The organism is Pantoea ananatis PA13, from assembly GCF_000233595.1.
In the GTDB taxonomy this organism is placed as follows: Bacteria; Pseudomonadota; Gammaproteobacteria; order Enterobacterales; family Enterobacteriaceae; genus Pantoea; species Pantoea ananatis.
The window spans coordinates 1,834,966-1,858,382 of record NC_017554.1 but is presented as its reverse complement, the minus strand read 5'-3'; the positions used below and the strand labels follow the sequence as shown (position 1 = coordinate 1,858,382).

Sequence of the window (23,417 nt, the reverse complement as noted above, 5' to 3'; positions counted from 1 at the left end):
CTTATGCTTTCCGTGGGTTGTTCAGACTCAGGCTTTGTTTGAAGGCACTCCAACGCTGTCCGTCTTCTTCATTGAAAGCGCGCATCGCGGAGAGGGTAAAAATCATTAAGATGTTGCTATCCGGAACCCGGGTCGCCAACTGTCGCTGCCACACGGCTTGTCCGTTACGATCGAAGGCGGTTTCAACTTCTAGCGCACGCAAAGCGTTATCCGCGCCAGCCGTAACCCGAACAAATTCCGTCTGCTGAATATGGCCCATCTGGCTGCGCAACGTGTCCCACTGGCGCTGAAACTCTTTTTCCGCATCGCTGTCTTCAGGAATCACACCACGGCTCACCACTAATGCCAGTCCGCTGGCGTCATCCCGCAAAATATTCATGGTCGTGTCCTGCCAGGCGGCAGGAAACAGCGCAAAAGCGCCTTCATTAAACTGATAATTCATAGGATGTCCGTTTTATTGATTGTTTGTGGCGGGTGGAACCAGGCTACGATAATCGCCATCCGCGTTATCGGCATTTGTGAGTATCTGTGTGTTATCACGAGCAACTTTGATATCAAAAAGCCGGGGAGAAATATCCGGGTCCCCGCCGCAACTGACGTCATGGTTGTCTTCACGAACCGTGATGATGTAGAACGCCTTCTCGCTGGTGTCATCCAGGTCGTATCTCAGACATTGATCATCAAGCGCGGTGAGGTGATAAGTATGAATCGCGTTCGTCGCTAAGGCGATAGCCTGATCAGCGCTGACTTCATGTTGCTCTGCACTCATGGTGGTATTCAACATGATGTGGCTGACTTTTTGCTGGTCAATTTCGAACATCAACTGCTTCTCACCCATCTTATAGATAAGCCAGTGCTGATTATCACTGTTATCTTCTTTTCCGGGTCCGTAGGCTTTCTGAACCTGTTCCACGCTATCGCCGACGATTATGTTACGAGCCGTCGGCACGCTGGCACCGTCCAATAGGATCTCTGCCAGAATTGCATGGCTGGCGTTTCCTACCGCCGTCGCGCTGAATAACTGAAAGCCTTCATAGGTATGTTGGTAATAGTTGTACCGCTGCTCATTGATGACGACTTCTCCGGCCACAACGGAACTCAGGGCTTTGCCTGCGCGTATGAAGCTTTGGTTGTTCCATGCGTCGCCGGGGGTGAAAGCGTAGTCGTTGAGCAGAACGGAAAAATCTCCCTCATTTAAAGCGGGAGTTACGGTTTCTGCAGTGGATTCAGCCCTGGCAAGGCACGATACCAACATAAGGACAGCCACAAACAATAAGCTGCTGAAAAGACGATTTATGAACATTGTGCTTTTATCATGGTAAAGGCACGAGAGTATCAAATGAAACCGGTGTCGGCATTAGGTTACCATCACGATCTTCAACAAGTTGCCACGAAAGATTTGCCCCTTTTAAGGTGACTCTGGCTTTCCTGCGGTCGGGTTCACCTGACGAGGAAGGGAATGAAAGCATAGCAGTGTTACCGCTCACGCGTCCGTGCAATATATGGGGATTATCATCATCAGGACAATCTATCTGCTCAGTACCATTCATATAACAGTAGGTGCCGGTAATATCATCGCCATGCTGTACCAGCGTCACATTAAGCGTACCGTTCTTTTCGCTCTCTCCATACCAACTGCCCGTTAAAGGTGCTGAAGGAGCTAACTCATCTGCACGATTAATTGTCATTTTTAAATAACAGCGATCGCCTGCAATTAATTCAGCATCCTCGTTTGCTGCGTTAGCAATTTGCGCGTTGCAGTTAGTATCACGATATTTAACCCATTGACGCTGCGCCTCCACATAACGCTGCCTGGCATCTTCACGGCGCGTTGCCAAAAAATGTTGGTAGTTTTGGTTCAGCCGTGCATCCTGACGCTTGATTTCGTTGCGGTAGCAATTACTTAATTTCTCATTCGTTGCGCTACTTTTACTTAAGCAGACCAAGAAAATGCGCCCTTCATCATTAAGTGTGACGTGATTTTTTTCATTAGCCTTGCTGGTGCTACTTATTAGAAAAACAGATAAAGAAAAAATTAAAATTAAAGAAAAACGAGGCATTATCAAGACGCACCGTATAAGTTGAGAATTATCAGGACTTGAGGCAGCAAAAAAATCAATCATGATTAAATTTTAAACAAATTACTACACGTTCGCGCCAGTCACATAAAACCTAACGCCTTCATTAATCAATAAAAAACTTAAATCCTTATAAATATAAAAATTCATATTAATCAAAAAGCATCATCACAGCAAACCAAACAAGAAAACAAGGGTACTAAACTTTAAGCACCCTTGTTTATTAAATTACAGCTAATTACTCTTTTTTTGCTGAGCATCCTGATTGTAGTCTGGAGCAATACCTTTATGCATATCAATTAATCTGTCTTTTTCAACCCAGCCAGTAACTTGGTCACCGTCATCAGAAAGATACATGACACTGTAATAACCATGATATTCAACGTAGGCATATAGGCTATTACCCGGAATGACGAAAACTCCTTTTTCCAAACATTTCTTATCTGGAGCAGAGTAAAACTGTAACCGGCCTTCCCCACCTACTTTGAAAACATTATCAGTATTATCAAAACTTATGCCTTTCTTTGTTGCCGTGCTATCAAGGTCTTGACAAATATCATTAGCTGAAGAAAAAAAGGGCAAAGCAACAAGTAAAGCAATTAAAGTCCTGGTCATAGGAGGCCTCTACCTTTCATTACTGAAATCAAGCTTTTAGCATAGTTGGGATCCGTTGCATAGCCTTTATCCTGTAATCCTTTGGCCCACTCAACAGGATCCGATGACTGAAACAAACTACTATACCTCTGATTTTTAATCAAAAATTGAGAATGCTGTTCAATACTTTCATCTACTGAGTCATAACTCGCGAATTTGTCTAAAACAGGTACTCGTTTGCCATTTATGTTTTCATGAGTCCATGATTCCACATAATTTGGCGAGCCGTGTGCTTTTACCCCAAAAAGATTATTACTGACCTTATTGGTATTAACGTCAGTCGGCACTCTCTTTCCCCAGTCAGATTCCAATATGGCTTGAGCAGTTGTTACCTGTGCAGGGACGCCTGTCTTTTTCTCATCAGCTTGAGCTGCGGCGTACACCTTATCAAAAAAGGCTTGTTTTTCGGGAGGTAACGGCCGCACTTTCTTTTCAGTTTTATTGTTTACTGGTGTGGAAGGGGATTTCGCATGCTCAACCTTCGCTTTAGGTGCTGCCGGGGCCGCCTGCCCCTTTTGCTTTGGGGGGAAAAGATTCACAACGGCCTGATTGATGTTGCCTTTGTGGCCAGCACCAGGTGCACCCGTACCCGGCTGCGCACCGGATGTATTTAAATTGAGTTTTCCGCCTGATGTAGTGATGTGTCCATCACCGTTCACAAACAGATTGAAGCCCTTACCGACAATATTGATATGACCATTAGCATTAAGTTCGATAGCGCTTTCGCCACATTCAAGCCGTAACTTAGTACCTGAGCCCAGTACATAGGTATCAACAACATTGTCGATTTTCCCTTGTCCCGTTAAACGCTCTTCTCCACCTTTCACGCCATGTACACGGTTGGTTTCAACGCGATAGAGTTCGTTACCGCCTGCATAGTGGCTGTGGTTGTTGGCAACGGAATGGCTGGAATCATTTTTAACATGTGTATCCATGTTCTTCTGCGCCTGGATCCACAAATGCTCCTCGCCCGCCTTATCCTCAAAGCGTAATGCGTTCGCGGTATCCGCAGTGCCGTCTTTCGAGCGACTCAGAAAGCCCATTTGTGTGGCGGCAGCCGGTAGTGCCCATGGCGGCATACTGGCTTCGTTATAAACGCGGCCAATGATCAACGGACGATCTGGATCGCCATTGATGAAGTCCACGACAACCTCATCGTTGACGCGCGGGATCTGCACCCCGCCGAAGCCCTGACCCGCCCAGGCACTCGATACGCGCACCCAGCACGAACTCGTGTCGTCACCCTTCGCCAGACGGTCCCAGTGGAACTTCACCTTCACCCGGCCGTATTTGTCCGTCCAGATGCTCTCGCCTTTCGGCCCCACCACCTTCGCCGTCTGCGGGCCGTGCGTCTTCGGCCACGGCGTCTCCGGCTTCGCACGGTACGTCACCGCCGCCGGCAGCACCGTGAAGTCGATGTTGTGCCGCGTGGCGCCCACGTCGCCGCTCGCGTAGCTGTTCTCTTCAAAGTCGTAGTGCGCCGACGTCACCAGGTATTTGCCGTTGTCGCTGAAGTGCGGCGCGTTCAGCAGCGAAAAAGTGTAGCCCGGCGCGATGCCCGTCGCCGTGCCGCTCCCACTCACCATGTGGTGCTCCACCTGCCACACCTCCTGGCGGATACGCGCGTAGTATTCGCCGTGACCGTGCTCCACGAAGCGACCCGGCCAGTCGTACACGTCCACCGAGCCCGGGGTCGGCGACACCGGGTTCTGCCGCGCCTGCAGCATCCACGCGTTCGGCTTGCGGAAGTCGTAGTCGTCCGTGCTGTACATCCCCGGCGTCACGCTTTCCGACAGCGCCCACTGGCTCACGCCCTCTTCCGTCACGCTGCCGCCCGACGGCGTCACGTGGTAGGCTATGGTTTCGTAGCCCGGGAACGCCTGGTGCTGGTCCGGCGCGTCACACAGCACCAGCGTGTGCTTGTCCGCCTCGTGACGGAAGAAGTAGTAAATCCCCTCCAGCTCCATCAGCCGGCTGATAAAGTCGAAGCTGCTCTCCTGATACTGCACGCAGTATTCCCACACCCGGTAACTGCCCGCCAGGCGCGTTTCCACGTTCACTCCGTACTCCTTCAGCAGCGTCTGCACAATCTGCGGCACCGTCTGGCTCTGGAAGATGCGCAGGTTGCGGTCGCGCTTCATCGGCCACAGATCCGACTCCACCGTCAGCCCGTAAACGGCGTAGCGCACGCCGCCCAGCTCCTCGCTGCGCACGCCTATCTGAGTAATTTTGCCGTTGATGTAGCGCGGATTCACCGCGCTCAGCAGACCATCCGTCGGCAGCGTGAAAGTGACCGGCTTGCCCAGCAACGACTTACGATCAATGCGCGCGTCGGTGGAGAGCAGCTCCGCTTGCAGCACGAACGACTGGGACAGCGCTTCGCTGCCGCTCAGACGTCGGAACAGCAGTCCTTGTGCGGGTAACTGGACTGTAATACGTGAAAACATAAAATTCATCCCTGTCAGAAAAGGGGTTGGTAAAAAGGGTTAACGCGTTAAGGCGCAAGCATCAATACTTTGAACTGGCTGGGAACAATACGCATGCCGATCGCATTCGTTGAATTTTGCAGACTCATGCTCGTAAGCCGCGTTGCCGGCGTGCCTTTCAATAACACCGTGAATGAACCGGTAAGGTGACGCGAAGGTCCCATGACCGTTCCCGATGCCACACCGGTTGCGACGCCTGGGTTATCGCCGTTGGTGAGTGGCGTTACGGTTGCCATATTATGCGCAGGCATTCCCATGAAAAGGATATTGAGCGCATTTGGGATTGCCGTCGGCCCCAGCGCAATATCGGGATAAGGAATCGGCACCGGTGCGGGCGTCGGCGTCAGGCACACATCCGGGAAAGCCAGATCCACACCAAAAAGCTGACAGTTTGCAAACATCGTTTCTCCTTAACCCATATGGATCTGTTCAGAATCCACTTTAGTTATCGCTTTCGAGGTGATTACCGTATTGTGAGCATGCAAACGTGCGTAATCTTCCGCTTTCATATCAAGTTGCCCGGCACGGACCTGCTCTGTGTTATGCGTGGTACGCAGCAGGTTATGGCTAATCTGGGTGATGGTTTGCCATACGGATTCTGCACGTTTGCCCACGATACGAGAAAGACTGACCCAGGCAGACAGTTTGTCACCACTGTAATTCATCTCGTTGATATGGCAATCCCCTTGCTCAGCGCTGACGCGCAGCGCGGCACTGCTTAAGCTCAGCTCGCCGGCGCTATTGATATGTAAATCGCCCGGTACGCTGAGTTCGGCCTTTTGCGGATCGCTACGCTCCAGCACGGCCAGTAGCCAAATCTGGTTTTCGACGCTGGTAACTAATACTGTGTCACCCGTTTGCGGCACAATGACGCAACTTGCTGCCCGGCGACAATGCCAGCCTCGCCCTTCACATTCAACTGTCAGGCTGCCATCGACGAAGCAGTGCGTGACAACACCCGCGGCCTGCACCGGCGGTAAAATGGCTTTTGCCAGCGTATGATTGACATTATTCATTGTTTGATCTCCTCAACTGCGGCTCTGGCGCTGCGCGCTCCAGGCTTCAGCTGCCAGTAATTCTTCATCAAATTCAAGAATGCCCTGACGACCAGAGAACTGCGCGTTCTCCTGGCGCGCCCGATGCATGCGCGTTCGGGAAAAGGTTGCACCGCGTAGGTCTGCCATGCTGATATCGGCTGCGGTAAAGTCGCTGTATGTCAGGTCGCAGCGAATGAAGAGCGCCTGAGAGGCCTTTACCTGGTGCAGGATGCTCTGGAAAAAACGACTGCCTGTAAAATCAGTGCGCTCAAGCATGGCACCAACGAAAATGGCCTGATCAAACAGGCTTCCTTTGCATTGTGCTCCAGTGAGATCGGCTTCCATGAACAGCGCCTGGCTGGCGTTTACCTGATTAAGCTGAGCGGCTTTAAGCGAAGCGCCTTTAAAATTGCATTGCGAAAGTTGAGCACCATTAAACAGCGCTTTATCCAGCGCGCAGTCCATGAACTGGCAACCAATAAACCGTTGCTGTGCATAATTCTTTTCGCGTTGGTCGCATTTAAAAAATACCGTGCGTTCAAACTCACCCGCACTCAGGACTGTCTGGCGTAGGTCAATGCTGTAAAAGGTCGTCAGCAGACTTTTGCAGCCCTCAAAGTCTGTTCCATCCAGCACTGAATCAAAAAAGACGCAGCGATCAAACTGAGCCTGTTTAAACTGAGCTTGCGCGAGCGGGCATTGCATAAACTGCGTGCTCAACAAGGTGCTACGCGCAAAACTGCTATTGGTAAGCGCACACTGGTTAAATACGGTTTCGCTCAGGCTTGTCTCATCTGCCATTAACCCCGACATTTCGCACTGGTTAAAGACACTCTGCTCAATTATTGCCTGGCGCAAATCAGCCTGGTCAAGCTCACATTCAGTAAAAACCGTTTCTTTTAAATTGGCACCCTGCAGATTCGCCCCTGTTAAGGACACGTCCTGAAAGATCCCACCAGAAAGATCATATCCCTGCAGATTGAGGCCATTCAGGTTTAACTCGCTGACGACCTCACCTTGTTTGATTCGCCGATGCAGCTCCGCTGGAGTGAGCGCTGTCATACAATTTCTCCATCACGCTTCGGCAACGTTTTGATACGCTTTGTAAAGGCGCCATCAAGTTCCGTGGTTTCGCTGGTAAAAGCCTGAGACAGATCGGCGCGAAAAAGCGTCGTGCCCCGAAAACATGCCCCACCTAACTGGCTTTTTTGCAATATCGCGCCCATCAGATTGGCATCAGTGAAGTCTGCATCGCGAAAATCCGTGCGCACAAACAGGCTGCCTGCTAGGTTCGCTTGCTGAAAATTAGCCCCTTTACAGCTTGCCTCACTCAAATCACTGTTCTCCAGTTTTGCCTGGATAAACACCGCAGCGTTAAGGGGTGTCTGGCGCAGATTACTTTGCCGCAGCGTGGCGTGCGTGAAATCTGCATCATTAAGGGAACTGCCGGAAGCCACCGCACAGGTCAACCATATTGAGCCGCTGAAAGTTGCATGGTCAGCCTGCGTTTCCACCCATGAGCAGCTCTCTAATTCAGCACGGTTAAAAACAGCCTGTTCCAGTGTGGATTTTATAAATGTCGTTTTACTGAGTTTCGCCTCTGTAAAATCAAGACCCGGCAAATCGAGTTCCATAAACACGCAAGCCTGAAGGATGGCGCGTTGAAAACGGCATTGGGTAAACCAGGTTTCCCGGAACAACAATTCACAGAAGGTCGCTTCATTAAAGGTACAGTTATCGAAAAGCGTTTCTTGCAACTGTGTATCTTTAAAGTACGATCCCGAGAAATCACTTTGGCAACACTGGGCTAAAGCAAAGCTGGCACGTTCAAAATTACAGTTGCGTAGCGAACTATGGTGCAATTCGGTTCGCGCCAACATTGCGCTGTTGAAATTGGCCCCGTCCAGTTGGCAGTGACTTAAATCGGCACATTCCAGCAGCGTCTTACTAAAGTCGGCACCGCGAAGATCCATACCCGAAAAGTCCGCGCCGGTCAGATCCATGCCGCTAAAGTTTCCACCCTGAGCAAGCGTCCTTTCCGCACGTTGACGAATGATCTGTGCCAGGTCGCCCTTCAGGCGCAGGGCGGGTGGCTGACTGTTGACGGACATGAGGTACATTTGATGAAGAGCATCACGCATCTGTGCCAGCTTTTTCTCACTTAAGCTCGCTTTGTTGCGCTGGAGCATTTCCTGCATACGAAAAAGCGTTTCCGGACCACGCGGCTGATGTTCGTCACCTTCATTTTGCGGATAACGAGCCTCAATATCGCGTTTACGTTGATCTGCCTGTGCCTTCATCTCCTCGGCCTGGCGCTCCATTTTTTCGATAAACTCCGGCAGGTCTTCCAGCTTCGGCAGTTCGGGCTCATCGGGTTCGTTGAGTAAGTCACCTATATCTCCACCGGATGCCTCAATACGCGCACGGTGCTGCTCACGAAGAAGTTTTGCCCGCGTTTGCATATTATCCCGCATCGGACTGGGCGTTTGCTCAACCTGGTTATCAATCCAGGGGCCGATCGTGTCATCTGGAATAAGATCCTTTTCGCGGAATGAAAAGAGCGCCCCGCTTTCCTTGTCCAGGCGTTGCGTGAGCACCTTGCGGTAATGGTTGACCGAGCGCGGCGAACCCCGTTTTTCCAGCGCGGGCATCAACTGCAAGACATCAGCCGCGTCATCTTCATTGATGCGCGTGTTCCCTTGCCATAACAGAACCATTTGCTCCAGATGAGGAAAGAACCACACCGTGGTTGCCCGCAGTGAAATTTCCTCAAACAGTGTTTCATCTTCGCGCTGACGATTAATAAAGCAGCGTGCCTGCCAGGGAGGGAGTTTGCCCTCCTGCACCGGCTTTTGCGGATGCATATTCCAGATTCGCCAGGCGGCTTGTTCAGGTAAGGTATCGCGATCTACCCACCATTGATCAGGACTGGCAGCATTAAAGACTTTCCAGTCGATATCGCGCGCAAAACCGGGAAAATCATTTTGTAACCAACTGGAATCGTATTTTTTTCCCATACGACTAAAACGTCGTGGCCAGCTAATATCCAGCGGACCAAATCCAGCAGGTTCAGGCTTTTGTTTAGGCTGCGTAAGACGTCCGCTCATCGCTTCGATGTTAGGTAGGCGGACGAACTCATGGCCCTGATGTATTTCGGGATGAATGCCAATGCCATAGGGATTGTCATCGTGCCCTTCGCCGCCAAAAGCCCGGCTCCAGTCAAGTCGCATCTGTTCAAAGGGCTGCGGCGCTGTGATGTTATTTCCAACCCAGTAGCGATCGCCAAATACCGCCAGCGACTTGCTTAGCGTATCGACTTCGATCTTTGCTGCGCAGGCGGTTTTATCGCTTTGATGATGCGTGTAGGCATGGCCGGTCGCCAGAAATTCGGCGCACACTTTTGGCATGGCTAAATCGAGGACGCCGCCGCTGGTTTGTAATTCGCTGGCGGCGAGTTGCCACAGTTCCATTTCCGGGCGGAGTTTAGGATTGTCACTCATATCGGCTAATGCCAGCACGGTGACGCCAAGATGGTTTTTACCCTGCCAGCGAAAAGGACGATTAAGTACGCTCAGGCGGAGAGGTTTAATAATTTTCATGCCTGGGTTTCCTTTATATAAAGCGTGTAGAACTAAGACCCGGCTATCCCGGCCAAGATTTCAGTCAAAGAACAGGACGAGATGTCAGTCAAAAACCAACCAAGATATTTTTGTTACTCTGTTAAACCGACGGTATTCAGTTTGATGATGCCTGGCTGTTTTTCATTACAATGAGGCTAAATTCATTACCGACTTTTTATAGCGGTTAGTTTTCCGCTCAAATAACACAACTTCCTATACCTAAGGCAAACTCGCACTAACATTATGCGTCTTTGCATAATTTACGCCAACCCCATAGCATGCTATAAAATTAGGAAACAAACGCGAATTTTTAATTACAAAAAATTCTTAAAGCCTGATGAAAGTTACCTTTACAATATGAGAGGTTTATCATAGAGCGCAATTCTCTTGGGATTTTTAGCATCATATTTTATGGTCGTACCATTTCCTGGTTTAAACCGTTCAATCTCTTCAAACGTTAAGCTCCGCATTATACTGGCCTCAATCTGTTTATTTTCTAAGGTTCTAAATTTAACACAAATTGTATAAACAGGTTGACCACCACTCCAAACCGTAGTCTGTTGTGTGGAGATAATATCAGCATTAGCGGCAATACCTGTTTTGATAATATTAGCTTGCACGAAACCATTTTTAATAAGCGGCAAAAAAATTCTGGTGGAAACGTTTACCATACGAAACAGAACAACGACTGAAACGGCTGCAGCAAAAATTGCCCATCCCTTCTCTGATGCACTCATAACAACCTCTGAAGCATATTTTCATACCCAAACATAGTCATTCACCGCATGAAGGTTATTCTTGAAGGCTGTCAAAATTATAGGGCAATGAATCTTATTCGAGATTAACCACAGCCATTTTAGGTGGATCACCACAACTGTACTTCACAGAAAGCTTAATTCCTTTTTTTATTTTATGTATTTGACTGGATTTAACGGCACACATAGCAGAATATCTTTTCTTAACACCATAAATGGTAGCATTAAAATAAAAAGTATAAAAATAATCATCGCCGTACTTGGTATCATTTTGACACCAATTTAACGCAGATACGATGATCACGTCACCTGACCAATCGTCACGAGTAACCCACTCTTTAATCCCTTTCAATTGTGATTTATCAGGCTTCAACACAGAGAATGATATCGCAATCGCACAAAGCGTAATGATAACGCCAATCAAAAAAGGGGCCTCAGTTAAAAAAGTCATATATATAACCTGATTAGTTCAGCCATTATGAACGTTACGTTAATCAAAAGGTATAATTCACTAAAAACAAAAATCAATATGATTACAACATTTAAAAATTAAAGATATCAGCGCAAAATCATATAAAATCAGTCATAATCTGCTTTTATACATGACCAGGTAAAGATACAAAGGCATCAATAAAACCAGAGCCTAATATTATTATTTAGCCCTTATTGGTTTCCCGCTCTCATCTTTAACAAATAAAATGCTACTGGTTTTTATATCGAACTTACCGTCATACACATCGCCAACCTGATATTTATCAAGCGCAATTAGCAATACTGTTTCTTCGTGTTTTTCGACTAACCAACTTTTCCCATGTAAGTCCGTTACTCTCAAGCTCATTTCCACTACTGGATTATTATTAAGAAAAAGACCGTTCTGCTTCATCGACAGTATAGTTATCTGCACGTCACTGCCATTCTCAATAATAGTTTGTTCGCGCTGCTGTGAGCCTCGCACTATCTTATTCGCAAAATAATAACATGCAAAAATAACCAGAATAGTTAAAACAACATTCACAATACCTGATATCGACATAAATCCTCTTTACATAATCATGTGGAGAGCAAACAATGCTGTCCTCAGGCTTCCACTGTCAACACGAGCGGCTTCAACTCTTTGAGCATTAATGATGGTCCGACCGAAAGCAAACCCTTGATGTGATATATTCACACCTGTCATGCCATAGTTGACACCTTTGAAAGCCACACTTCCTACCGAAAATGAAACATACTTACTAATAAAATCCATTGCATCTTGTGCAAAGCTATTTTTTTGGACATCGTTTCTTTCAAAAACAGGTGAATCAATAAAAACTTTAGTACTACTTTTTATAGTAATATCTTGCGGCGATTCAATTTTCACACCTGCGGTTGCACTCTGATGCCATAAGCCATTTACGTTAACATTAAGTCCTCCATTTGTAATGGTTAGTGTATCACCGTTATCTATAGTGGCCGCTCTGCTACCTTTAATGTGTTCTTCATCGTTGCCACTTATTTTTCTGGAAAAATGGCCGTCGAGTTTTAAAAACTTATCACCTGTTACTTCACTGTGGCTCCCACCACTAGAAATGATGGTTTTGCGACCATTTTTTACTTTAACACTTTCACCGTTATTAAAATTTTTTGACTCGAGCTGGTCAACTGTTATCGTCCGCTTTTGTTTGTAATGAAAAGTCGCATCACCTGTTACTTCGTCATTCTGCTCTTTGCCAATAGTGGTGGTCCGGGATCCATCAATGGCAACGGTCTTATCATTCTCCACCGAAATATTCATGTCTTTCTCAGCATGCATATTCAGCAGTTCACCGCCCGGCTTATCTTCAAAGAACAGATAGCTGGCATTGGCCTGATGTCCGTCTTTACTCCGTGTCATAAAGCCCATTCGTGTAGCATCGCCGGGGAGATCCCAGGGTGGCATGCTGGCTTCGTTGTAGACACGGCCAGTAATAATTGGCCGGTCTGGATCGCCGTTGATAAAATCGACGACGACTTCATCGCCCACGCGCGGGATCTGCACCCCGCCGAAGCCCTGACCCGCCCAGGCACTCGATACGCGCACCCAGCACGAACTCGTGTCGTCACCCTTCGCCAGACGGTCCCAGTGGAACTTCACCTTCACCCGGCCGTATTTGTCCGTCCAGATGCTCTCGCCTTTCGGCCCCACCACCTTCGCCGTCTGCGGGCCGTGCGTCTTCGGCCACGGCGTCTCCGGCTTCGCACGGTACGTCACCGCCGCCGGCAGCACCGTGAAGTCGATGTTGTGCCGCGTGGCGCCCACGTCGCCGCTCGCGTAGCTGTTCTCTTCAAAGTCGTAGTGCGCCGACGTCACCAGGTATTTGCCGTTGTCGCTGAAGTGCGGCGCGTTCAGCAGCGAAAAAGTGTAGCCCGGCGCGATGCCCGTCGCCGTGCCGCTCCCACTCACCATGTGGTGCTCCACCTGCCACACCTCCTGGCGGATACGCGCGTAGTATTCGCCGTGACCGTGCTCCACGAAGCGACCCGGCCAGTCGTACACGTCCACCGAGCCCGGGGTCGGCGACACCGGGTTCTGCCGCGCCTGCAGCATCCACGCGTTCGGCTTGCGGAAGTCGTAGTCGTCCGTGCTGTACATCCCCGGCGTCACGCTTTCCGACAGCGCCCACTGGCTCACGCCCTCTTCCGTCACGCTGCCGCCCGACGGCGTCACGTGGTAGGCTATGGTTTCGTAGCCCGGGAACGCCTGGTGCTGGTCCGGCGCGTCACACAGCACCAGCGTGTGCTTGTCCGCCTCGTGACGGAAGAAGTAGTAAATCCCCTCCAGCTCCATCAGCCGGCTGATAAAGTCGAAGCTGCTCTCCTGATACTGCACGCAGTATTCCCACACCCGGTAACTGCCCGCCAGGCGCGTTTCCACGTTCACTCCGTACTCCTTCAGCAGCGTCTGCACAATCTGCGGCACCGTCTGGCTCTGGAAGATGCGCAGGTTGCGGTCGCGCTTCATCGGCCACAGATCCGACTCCACCGTCAGCCCGTAAACGGCGTAGCGCACGCCGCCCAGCTCCTCGCTGCGCACGCCTATCTGAGTAATTTTGCCGTTGATGTAGCGCGGATTCACCGCGCTCAGCAGACCATCCGTCGGCAGCGTGAAAGTGACCGGCTTGCCCAGCAACGACTTACGATCAATGCGCGCGTCGGTGGAGAGCAGCTCCGCTTGCAGCACGAACGACTGGGACAGCGCTTCGCTGCCGCTCAGACGTCGGAACAGCAGTCCTTGTGCGGGAAGTTGTACAGTAATACGTGAGAACATAGACATACCTGTTAACTATGGGGATCAAGTAACCAGACGCCTTGCTGATTAATGGTCAACGTTTGTTCACGTTCGCCACCCTGACCTGTTACAGAAAACGTGTAGTTGCCGGGTGCCAGCTGCAGTGCCGCAAAACCATTGGCTGCCGGAACCACTGCCTGAGGCTTGCCATTCACCTGAACACGCTCGCCGGGCTGGAGCTTAATATAAACCTGCGCCACAGGTTCAGGCGGTGGTGCCACCGGCTCCTGAGGTTTTTCCGGCTCGGCCTGGGCGGTCTGGGTTTGCACAGGCGTTGCAGCAGGTTGTTCAGCCGGTGCCTGAGTGGCTGGGGCCGTTTCGGTCTGTGCGACATTGGCAGGTGGATCACCTTCTTTGTCGCCGCCCGCCATCAGGACACCGACGCAAACCCCCACCAACACACCTGCAGCCACCAGGCCCGGCAGAGCAAAGCGGTGACGCATCAGCTTTTTCAGCGGTGTTGCCGGAGTGGCAGCCGCCTCATCCTCTTCCTGAACCGGTACCAACATGGTCCCCGGCCCGCTCTGCTTCATTTCAGGCAGTGGTTCAGGCGCTTTTTCTGGCAGTACCATTGAGGCCGCGAAGGCATCAATGCTCTGCGGGCGATCTTCCGGCTTAAGGGACAAGGCGCTATCGACCGCTGCCAGCAGCGTTGCGCTGTAACCCGCAGGTGCGCGTTGCACGAGCGGTTGATAATTATCTTCAATACTGCGCACCACGCTGACCGGCGGCGGTGCGCCGGTGATTAACGTGTGCAGCACGGCCCCCAGCGCGTAAATGTCCGTCCACGCGCCCTGTTCGCTTTCATCGTTATCGCTGTACTGTTCAATCGGCGCATAGCCCGGACGCAGCATGGTTTCACTTTCATCAGAAAGGTTACCGATGGTTTTGCGCGCGGAGCCGAAATCCAGTAATACCGGATCGCCATTGCTCTGGATTTGAATATTATCCAGCGAGATGTCGCGGTGCAGATAGCCCGCATCATGAATGGTCTTGATGGCACCCAGCAGCGGTGGCAGCAGGCGACGTATCCAGTTCTCATCAATCAGATGGGGATGGCGTTCACGCATGTTAGACAGCGTGGTGCCGCTGTAAAACACCGTGCCCATATAGGCCGTATCGTTTTGCACCCAAAAGCGCAGAACGTGAAGCAGGTTCGGATGATTAAAACGTGCCAGCAGACGGGCTTCCTGAATAAAGCTGTTCAGGCCCGCATGGAAAGTTTTACTGAATCGCTCACTCCGCAATACCAGGTTCAGGTCGTCGCTGCGCACGGCCAGCGACGCGGGCATAAACTCTTTAATCGCGATATCGCGCTCCAGTTGGTGATCCCAGGCACGATAGACAATGCCGAAACCGCCACCGCCGATGACATCTTTGATTTCAAACTCATTAAACCGGTAACCAATCGGGAGGGCATTGGGTACATTCTGGTGATTATCATTTTCCGACATATTCGAAAGCTCTCTGATAACAAACGGCTTTAGACAGCAAACTGGCAAACAAACTCGCCCTGATCACAGCTGACCTGCACGCGACGATAACGTTCATCACGAGCATGGCCGCTGAGCAGTATCTGGCTCATCTGCGGCAACAGGGTATTTGTCAGGATGGCATCGACCATGCGACCTCCAGACTCCACTTCCGTACAACGCTGCACGATCTGGCTGACGACCGAATCGTCAATAATGGCTTCAATACCGTGGTTCTCTTCCAGGCGGCGTACAATGCGCCCCAGTTGCAGCTTAACAATCTCTGCCAGCATCTCGTCACTGAGGGGATAGTAAGGCACCACCAGCAGACGGCCCAGCAGTGCAGGCGGGAACACCTCCAGTAAGGGTTTACGTAAAGCGGTGCTGAGCGCGTCGGGATCCGGCATGAGTTCCGGATCGGCACAGAGCGCACTGATCAGTTGCGTACCGACGTTAGAGGTGAGGATGATAATGGTATTGCGGAAATCAATGTGGCGCCCTTCTCCATCTTCCATCCAGCCTTTGTCGAATACCTGGAAAAACAGCTCATGCACATCAGGATGCGCTTTTTCAATCTCATCCAGCAGCACGACGCTGTAAGGACGACGACGCACGGCCTCCGTCAGCACACCGCCTTCACCGTAACCTACATAGCCTGGAGGGGCACCTTTCAGCGTTGAAACGGTGTGCGCTTCCTGGAACTCGCTCATGTTGATGGTGATGATGTTTTGCTCTCCACCATAAAGCGATTCGGCCAGCGCCAGCGCGGTTTCGGTTTTCCCGACGCCTGACGGGCCACAGAGCATAAACACACCGACCGGTTTATTGGGATTGTCCAGTCGGGCGCGTGAGGTGCGAACGCGTTTGGCAATCAGATCCAGCCCATGACGCTGCCCAATTACGCGCTGATTCAACGTGTCCGCGAGGTTAAGCACGGCGTCAATTTCGTTTTTCACCATCCGGCCCAGCGGAATGCCGGTCCAGTCGGATACCACTGCGGCAACGACGCTGGCGTCAACGGCAGCAAACAGTAACGGGGCTTCACCCTGAACCGCATGCAACTTCTGTCGGGTTTCATCGAGCTGCTCGCGCAGGGAAGTTTCGCCTTCGGTCACGCAACGCGCGCGCAGGGCAATCAGCTGTTCGACCAGCTCACGCTCCTGCTGCCAGCGGGCGTCCAGCGCATCGCGCTCTGCTTCCAGGGCAGCGCGCTGGGCGGCAATCGTGGCCTGGCGGGTTTCATCACCCAGCCCCACTTTGACTTCACGTTCGGCGATCTCCGCTTCGATTTCCAGCGCGGCCAGACGGTGCAGGCAGTCTTCCAGCGCGGCAGGCTGTGCGCCCTGGCTGACGGCAACGCGTGCACAGGCGGTATCCAGTAAGGCTACGGCTTTATCCGGCAGCTGGCGGGCAGGAATGTAACGGTGAGAGAGCTTAACGGCGGCGCTGACGGCTTCATCCAGTAACAGCACCTGATGGTGTTTTTCCAGCGCGCTCACGGTGCTGCGCAGCATCAGAATCGCTTTTGCTTCATCCGGCTCCTGCACCTGAACGGTCTGGAAGCGGCGGGTCAATGCAGGATCTTTTTCGATGTATTTCTTGTATTCCGCCCAGGTCGTTGCGCCAATCGTGCGCAACTGTCCGCGCGCCAGGGCCGGCTTTAACAGGTTGGCGGCATCGCCTGTGCCCTGCTGACCGCCTGCACCGACCAGGGTATGAATTTCATCAATGAATAACACAATCGGCGTAGGGCTGGATTGCACTTCGTTAATCAGGGCCTGTAAACGCGCTTCGAATTCGCCTTTCATGCCGGCGCCTGCCTGCAACATGCCAATATCCAGCAGCCACAGTTGCACGTCACGAAGCGGTGCCGGTACATCACCGGCGGCAATGCGCAGCGCCAGCCCTTCTACCACCGCCGTTTTACCCACGCCAGCTTCACCGGTGAGTAACGGGTTGTTCTGGCGACGGCGCATCAGGATATCCACCATCTGGCGGATCTCTTCATCACGGCCCGCAACCGGGTCGATTTTTCCGTCGCGCGCTCGCGCGGTCAGATCCTGCGCATACTGCGCTAACGTGCTGTCGCCCGCCGCCGGAGGGGCGGCAGCATCGCCTGCGGGCTGAACCAGCGCCTGCTGAACTTCTTTACTGTTCGCCAGCAAGGTATCGAACTGCTCCAGTAAAGCATCGGCGTTCACGCGTGAAAACTGGGGTGAAATGCCTTTCAGGACGCTGGCGAGCGTAAAGGTCTTCAGCATACCTATCAGCAGGTGACCACCGCGAATACGGGTAGCACCGTATTTGAGTGATGCATAAACCCAGGCGCGCTCAACGGCGCTGTCGATGTGTTCTGCGAGATCGGACACCGCACCCGCACCGCGCGGCAGGCGGTCCAGTGCAGCGACGATATCCCGCGTCAGCGCGTTTTCATCCAGTGAAAAATGCTTAATCACCTGCTGAAGATCGCCATCCTGCTGCTGCATGAGCTGATGCAACCAGTGCACCAGTTCAACATAGGGGTTGCCACGCAGTTTACAAAAGGCGGTCGCACTCTCAAGCGAGGTAAATAACAGCGTATCCAGTTTGCCGAATAGCACGGCACGGCTGATCTCTGACATATCGGTTCTCTTTATTGAAAGAAGCGGGCTAACTATCGGGGAAAGCGGTTGGGCTATGACGGCGTAGCTTCAACCTCAAAGGCAAAATCTTCACGATCGACAGGCTGCGGTTGCTGTCCAAGCCAACTGGTGTAGCCCAGCCGCGCCTGACCGCCAAGGGTTAAGCCCTTAACGGCATCGGCTGCCAGAATCAGGCTGAGATCCCACTGCATCTCAATACCCAGATAGTGGCGCACCCAGTCACGCACTTCGCAAGCGCCCTGCGCGTTGGGTAAAAAACGTTCGTACTGCTCGGCGCTCAGTGGACCGATGCGCAGACGAAAACGATGCTGTACATCACGAACGGCCACACCGAGAAAGGCCGATTCACCCAGGCGCGGCATATGGCGACCGGCCGACAGACGGGCCTGATCGCGGCTGTCCAGGGATAACCACTGCGGCACGTTCTGTTGCAGCTTAACCGGAACGGCAAAGTAGTGACGCAAAATGCGTACCAGCCCTTCGGCATCGTGACCGTGGCGGCTGAGATGCCCTGACAGCATGAGGCGCGCATGCAGACTCAGCGAACTGGCTTTCTGCTGGGCCGGTAACCCAATACCGGCCACGCAGGCCAGATAATCCTGAAACCGCCGATCGTCGCGGCGATCCAGGGAGCTGGTTGGCTGTGAATTAGCCCAGGCACGGTAGAACAGCAGCGTGGCACGATGATGAAACAGATCGGCGAAAGCGCTCAGGCTGTGATCCTGATGGTGATCGATACGTCCGCGTACATATTCCGTCAGGTGCGTAGGGAGAGGACCGTTGGGACCAAACAGCCCAAAGCTGTAAATGGAGACGTCGTAGCGTTCGTCCTGCTCACGCGCTTTAACCTGTGACACGGTCGATGGTGCAAAGGCCAGGGATGGCTTTTGCCCAATACGCACGGCTTCAAATTTGGGCAGTGGCGCTTTACCTAAGGCATAACGCTGCCCACTCTGGGCGTCCAGCTTGCGTAACAACTGAAACAGATCATAGCGCCAGGGCGCGGCCATCACGGCCTGCCAGAAACCGTCAGGCAGACGCACCGCCCGCTGTAGGGGAATAACGTGCGCCGTCTCACTCATAGCAGCGCCTTTTTGCCCATGCGCGGCGGCCAGTAGCCCACTTCGCCGCGCTGCTGGCTGCTCAGGGTGAATTCGGTAAAGCTGTTAAGCGCCACGAGGCGAGAAAAGACCCGCTCCAGCACGCTGCCGAACAGCCAGGGGCTGGCACCTGAAAACGCCTGCTCATCCACCTCAAGCGCAATGCTGACCCCGCGCGCAAACACCACGGGGCCCGGCTCGGGCACCCGGCGGTGAACGGCTTTGAGGTTGCAGTGCCGAATTCCGTCAATCTGACGCGTTAGCGGCGTTTCGGCCAGGCTGGCATACAGGCTCAGCATCTGGCGCAGTGCCGCAGCCCCTTCGCCATCGCTGCTGTCCATCAGGCTTAGATAGTTCATCTGCAGATGACTGATGAGTCGCCATGCTGAAAGCCCTTCAGCCAGCGCCGGACGCGGTGGCGTCGGGCCTTTGCACAATTTAAGTTGCCCGACAGGAATGGAATCCGGCATTACAAAGTTGGCCTGCTCTTGCTGTAGCAGCATCAAAGGCAGGTCACGGCTGGTACACATCACTTCCGCAGACAAATAGCGGATATCGCTGTTCCACGGTGTATGATTTTGATCCACCAGGGAGAGAAACACTTCAGAACCGATATAGCCTGTTCGGGTGCCATAGCGCAACGCGTGCTCAGAGAGCGTGCGCTGTTCACGACGCAGGGAGAAATACGCGCCATAATCCCCGCCGTCATGGCTGAAGGTGCTCCAGAACGGCCGGAAGATCTGCTCTTCGCGCTGCCCTTCGACAGAGGCAAACAAGCGCTTCACCGAATGGATCTCATAGTCCAGCGGACGGATGTTATCGACCACCAAGTGATACTCGTGCTGACTGTCGCTGACCTTAAGCCGCTCGGCGGTTTTCGGGAACAGGTTAATGACCGGCGTGCAGTGCAGGGCCAGATGGGCGCTGTCGACAACGCTTTCCAGCGCCGCATCGGCCTTATCCAGCAGGATGACGATGTCAAACGACAGGGCGTTATCGCAGCGCTGCAGGAAAGGCGCCAGCTGACGCAGGCTGATAAACTGGAAGCGTGCCGGGAATGCAAAATACTCCTGCAGCAGGCGGTAGCCGTCAAAATTACGCAGATCGTCGGGCAACAGGGCCTGCTCGGTCGAAAAGCCTTCCTGTTGAAGCGCGTCATCCGGCAGAACCTGACGTTGCGGTTTTGCTTCCACGGACTGCAGGATGATTCCGACACGATGCTGCATCAGCAGCTCCATCAGTTTCAGGGCCTGGATATCGGGTCCGCTCAGGAAAAACATCACGTCATCGAGACTGAGCTGGCTTAACGATGAAATGCCTTCGCAGGTGATGCGGATACGGAGGGCGCTGGACGCCGCCGTCGAGCCGCCCGCTTTCAACTCGCCTAACGGGATATCCGCTGGCACGCCACCTAACGACACATCGCTGATACGCAGGGGCTGTAACATCACATCGTGCGCGGTGGTATAGCTGCAGGTGACGCCCGTTTTTTTCAGGTTCTGGCTTTCCATCATTGTGCCGCGCGGCACTAAGAAACCGTTGCTGATATCGCCTTTGCGGCTGTCCGGCGTGAGCTGGGCGATGGCCATCGACGGCGTAGGTGAAAGGTAGCCCGGTGCCACCATTTCCAGCATCCGCTGAGAAAAGCGTGGAAACTCGGCATCCATCTTTAACTGCACGCGTGACGTCAGAAACGCGAAACCCTCCATAAGTCTTTCGACATAAGGATCGGCGACGTCAATGCCGCGCATACCAAGCCGCCCGGCGACCTTGGGATACTGGGCAGCAAACTCCGCGCCCATCTCGCGCAGATAGGCCAGTTCACGGTTGTAGTAATCAAGCAGCTTGCTGTCCATGATTAACCTGCATCCTGTAGTTCAAAATGGCCGCTCTCTAAATCAACCTGAGTGCGGAACAGAAACTCCAGCGGGTACGGCACGCACCATAACCGGCCTTTAATCTCAATCGATAGTACGTTGTGCAGACTCAGAGAGGTCAGGTCGCTTACGCAGCGAACCTGTAAGCCCTGGGGTAAAATGCGTGGCTCAAAGTGCAGAATGGCATCGGTCATTTTCCGTTGCATATCCTGCCATTCGATGTCCGAGATATTCTGTCCGGCCAGGGGGGCCACGCCAAAATTCAGCACGGAACGCTGGACCTCCGTCAGGTCGCTCAGATCGTGCTGCGCCTCGTTATTGATGGTGTTGAATAACCACTGGAGATCGCGCAGAACATTACGTCGCAGCGTACTGTGGGTAATAATCGAACTGTTGCCTGACTCGGTGGTTTTATCTGGCGCGTCGTCTGTCAGCCTGTCCAGCAGGGACGACTGCAGTTTGTCACGCGCCGTCAGCGTGTCGCGATTTTTGCGCGCACGATAGCCGCCATGCAGCTGCGAATAGCCGTCACCGGACGAATTGTCATTACGACTCATGAGGTAACTCAGTTTCGTTGAAAATAAGCTGCTGCAGCGTCAGTAAGGGATAATCTGCTTCATCGCTGAGCCACATCTTTTGCCCGTGACCGATAAACTGACCGTCATCGCTGCCTGATTCCTGCCACTCCGTTACGCTTGCCCGCAGGAAGCGTTCATCAGCCTTGTCCTGAAGCGGGTAGCGCACCGGAATCTGACAAATTTGCTCACTTCCGTCCACCAGCTGCAGGCGAGTATGGCGCCAGACCAGATCCGTGACGCTTGCCGGAGCCTGAAACTCTATTTCGCTGATGGCAGCAAACGGGATCCAGTAATAGTGTCCATTGGCGATGGCTTCACAGACCGGTCCGAAGCGGCTGTCACCGTCCATTATCCAGGCGAACGGGCTTTCCCCCTCCTGGGTTGTGGCCGTACCGGCGCTCGCCTCTGCGCTTTCCAGCGCCTGAGCACGCAGTGCCGCACCGACGGCCTTATCGCCCGCTATGTCCGCTTTCAGCGCGGCCAGTAAGACCTGGCACCACGGCCAGGCGCTTCCTGGCAGTTGCGGCTCGGCTTCACCGCGCAAAACCGCTGCACGTTTCTGTTCGCCCTCAATGGCCTGTTGCAGCAAGGTCACGGTGGGCTGCGCCTGAGGCAGCATGGCCAGCCAGGATTTCAGCTGTGTCTGCGCCCTGCTCCAGTTACCGTCAAGGCACAGGAGTTGCACAAATGCCGCCCGTAAATCCGCATCAGCCGGATTCGCCTGGATTTGTGCAGTGATGCTGGACAGGTTTTCCGCCAGGGTGGCATTGGCCAGTCGCTGTTGTAGTGAGTCCATTCAAACTCCTTATGCCTTAGTTGATGGTGCGATACACGGCTGCGGCCGGATCTTTGAGTTCCGGATGCAGTTTTTCCACCAACTGCACCTTAATGGATGCAGGGCTGCTTAACCAGGGTGACCAGATCTTACGCACTTCCTGCAGGCGCGCACGCAGCGCATTTTCGTCTGCCGCTTCACTGGCGGGCATCTCAACCACCACCTGGTTTATCGCCTGCCAGCCGTTAAACTGCTGGCTAAATGGCAACACCAGCCAGCTGTCGGGTGACTTTTCATCACTCAGCACCATGCGTTCGCTGTTAACCGTGGTAATGGTCAGTTCATCAACCTGCTGTTTATCGTTCAGGCCCGCAACCGGGAACCCCTGCAGAAAACTCACGGCAACGGATTTGGTCGCGTCTTTGCCCGTCTGGGTCAGCGTGCTGTGCCCGCTTAACCAACCATCTTTGCCGCAGGTGACGCCCTGCTTAGCCGGCACAAACAGGGCGCTGGCCTGCGAGGGCTGATGCCACCAGGTGCGGAAATGGCAACCGTCCAGCAAGCTAAACTGGAGCCACGGTGTGGTATCCGCCGCTGGCGAATTCAGCACGACAGGCGCGGCGGGCGGGCTGACGGGCGCCTGTTGGGCGGGCTGAACCGGTTGAACGGGCTGTGCAGCGGCAGGCGGAGTCACCACCGATTTCCACTGCTGCGCTTTCGCGGCCGTACCATTGGCCAGTGCGGCGCCCTCGGTATCGGTTAATTGCCAGTGCAGCTGCTGTAACGGCTTACATTGTGAGGCCATCAAGCCCGCAACGCGCGGCAGGAAATCACTCAGCACCGACGCATCTTTATCGCCATGCGTCACAATGCGCAGGTTTACGGTGCTCTTACACCAGCTCGACAGCTGGTTATCTTTTACATCATCAATCCAGACATCCAGTTTCTGAGTTGGCGACTGCACAATGCGATAGTTCTCTGCAAAGGCATGTGTACTCAACAGCAATGCAGTCAGGCCCACTAATCCATATTTCAT

The 23,417-nt window shown here is 52.9% G+C and carries 20 protein-coding genes; all 20 read right to left on the bottom strand.

The genetic code is table 11. From position 1 onward, the window contains the following. Position 1 precedes the first annotated feature (1 nt). A complete protein-coding gene (locus tag PAGR_RS08670; protein WP_014605540.1) occupies positions 2 to 442 on the bottom strand; it encodes a DcrB-related protein in 441 nt (146 codons plus the stop codon). 12 nt (positions 443 to 454) lie between these two features. Further along, entirely contained in the window at positions 455 to 1,303 is an 849-nt protein-coding gene (locus tag PAGR_RS08665; protein ID WP_014605539.1) for a hypothetical protein, read from the bottom strand. Between the two features lie 10 nt (positions 1,304 to 1,313). Beyond that, a complete protein-coding gene (locus tag PAGR_RS08660) occupies positions 1,314 to 2,123 on the bottom strand; it encodes a lysozyme inhibitor LprI family protein (RefSeq protein WP_231858603.1) in 810 nt (269 codons plus the stop codon). 189 nt (positions 2,124 to 2,312) lie between these two features. After that, a complete protein-coding gene (locus tag PAGR_RS08655) occupies positions 2,313 to 2,693 on the bottom strand; it encodes a hypothetical protein (RefSeq protein ID WP_014605537.1) in 381 nt (126 codons plus the stop codon). Beyond that, entirely contained in the window at positions 2,690 to 5,179 is a 2,490-nt protein-coding gene (tssI, locus tag PAGR_RS08650; protein ID WP_014605536.1) for a type VI secretion system tip protein TssI/VgrG, read from the bottom strand. Before tssI ends, PAGR_RS08655 begins: the two co-directional genes overlap by 4 nt. Before the next feature lie 47 nt (positions 5,180 to 5,226). Then, the gene (locus tag PAGR_RS08645) at positions 5,227 to 5,619 is read right to left on the bottom strand and encodes a DUF4150 domain-containing protein (RefSeq protein ID WP_014605535.1); all 393 of its coding nucleotides are present in this window, start codon (positions 5,617 to 5,619) and stop codon (positions 5,227 to 5,229) included. A 9-nt stretch (positions 5,620 to 5,628) separates the two neighbouring features. Continuing rightward, complete coding sequence (locus PAGR_RS08640; protein ID WP_014605534.1) at positions 5,629 to 6,234, bottom strand: DUF3540 domain-containing protein; 606 nt, start codon at positions 6,232 to 6,234, stop codon at positions 5,629 to 5,631. Between the two features lie 12 nt (positions 6,235 to 6,246). Beyond that, positions 6,247 to 7,317: a pentapeptide repeat-containing protein gene (locus tag PAGR_RS08635; RefSeq protein WP_014605533.1), complete on the bottom strand. Its 1,071-nt coding sequence runs from the start codon at positions 7,315 to 7,317 to the stop codon at positions 6,247 to 6,249. Then, positions 7,314 to 9,854, bottom strand: a complete 2,541-nt coding sequence (locus PAGR_RS08630) for a DUF2169 family type VI secretion system accessory protein (RefSeq protein ID WP_014605532.1) — start codon at positions 9,852 to 9,854, stop codon at positions 7,314 to 7,316. Before PAGR_RS08630 ends, PAGR_RS08635 begins: the two co-directional genes overlap by 4 nt. Before the next feature lie 371 nt (positions 9,855 to 10,225). Further along, positions 10,226 to 10,612, bottom strand: a complete 387-nt coding sequence (locus tag PAGR_RS08625; protein ID WP_014605531.1) for a DUF3592 domain-containing protein — start codon at positions 10,610 to 10,612, stop codon at positions 10,226 to 10,228. A gap of 94 nt (positions 10,613 to 10,706) precedes the next feature. Then, positions 10,707 to 11,081, bottom strand: coding sequence for a hypothetical protein (locus PAGR_RS08620; RefSeq protein ID WP_014605530.1), 375 nt, complete (start codon positions 11,079 to 11,081; stop codon positions 10,707 to 10,709). Positions 11,082 to 11,282: 201 nt separating this feature from the next. Next, the gene (locus tag PAGR_RS08615; RefSeq protein ID WP_014605529.1) at positions 11,283 to 11,663 is read right to left on the bottom strand and encodes a hypothetical protein; all 381 of its coding nucleotides are present in this window, start codon (positions 11,661 to 11,663) and stop codon (positions 11,283 to 11,285) included. Between the two features lie 9 nt (positions 11,664 to 11,672). Continuing rightward, positions 11,673 to 13,916: a type VI secretion system Vgr family protein gene (locus PAGR_RS08610; RefSeq protein WP_014605528.1), complete on the bottom strand. Its 2,244-nt coding sequence runs from the start codon at positions 13,914 to 13,916 to the stop codon at positions 11,673 to 11,675. A gap of 11 nt (positions 13,917 to 13,927) precedes the next feature. After that, positions 13,928 to 15,391 (bottom strand): serine/threonine protein kinase, encoded by a 1,464-nt coding sequence (locus tag PAGR_RS08605; RefSeq protein WP_014605527.1) that lies wholly within the window; start codon positions 15,389 to 15,391, stop codon positions 13,928 to 13,930. Positions 15,392 to 15,420: 29 nt separating this feature from the next. Further along, on the bottom strand, positions 15,421 to 18,030 hold the full coding sequence (tssH, locus tag PAGR_RS08600) for a type VI secretion system ATPase TssH (protein WP_013026233.1): 2,610 nt from the start codon (positions 18,028 to 18,030) through the stop codon (positions 15,421 to 15,423). A gap of 53 nt (positions 18,031 to 18,083) precedes the next feature. Beyond that, a complete protein-coding gene (gene tssG, locus PAGR_RS08595; protein WP_014605526.1) occupies positions 18,084 to 19,133 on the bottom strand; it encodes a type VI secretion system baseplate subunit TssG in 1,050 nt (349 codons plus the stop codon). Next, on the bottom strand, positions 19,130 to 21,007 hold the full coding sequence (gene tssF, locus PAGR_RS08590; protein WP_013026235.1) for a type VI secretion system baseplate subunit TssF: 1,878 nt from the start codon (positions 21,005 to 21,007) through the stop codon (positions 19,130 to 19,132). Before tssF ends, tssG begins: the two co-directional genes overlap by 4 nt. A gap of 2 nt (positions 21,008 to 21,009) precedes the next feature. Next, the gene (gene tssE, locus PAGR_RS08585; RefSeq protein ID WP_013026236.1) at positions 21,010 to 21,585 is read right to left on the bottom strand and encodes a type VI secretion system baseplate subunit TssE; all 576 of its coding nucleotides are present in this window, start codon (positions 21,583 to 21,585) and stop codon (positions 21,010 to 21,012) included. Beyond that, positions 21,575 to 22,402: a type VI secretion system accessory protein TagJ gene (locus tag PAGR_RS08580; protein ID WP_013026237.1), complete on the bottom strand. Its 828-nt coding sequence runs from the start codon at positions 22,400 to 22,402 to the stop codon at positions 21,575 to 21,577. The genes tssE and PAGR_RS08580 overlap by 11 nt, the downstream gene beginning before the upstream one ends. 16 nt (positions 22,403 to 22,418) lie before the next feature. Then, positions 22,419 to 23,417 (bottom strand): hypothetical protein, encoded by a 999-nt coding sequence (locus tag PAGR_RS08575; RefSeq protein WP_014605525.1) that lies wholly within the window; start codon positions 23,415 to 23,417, stop codon positions 22,419 to 22,421.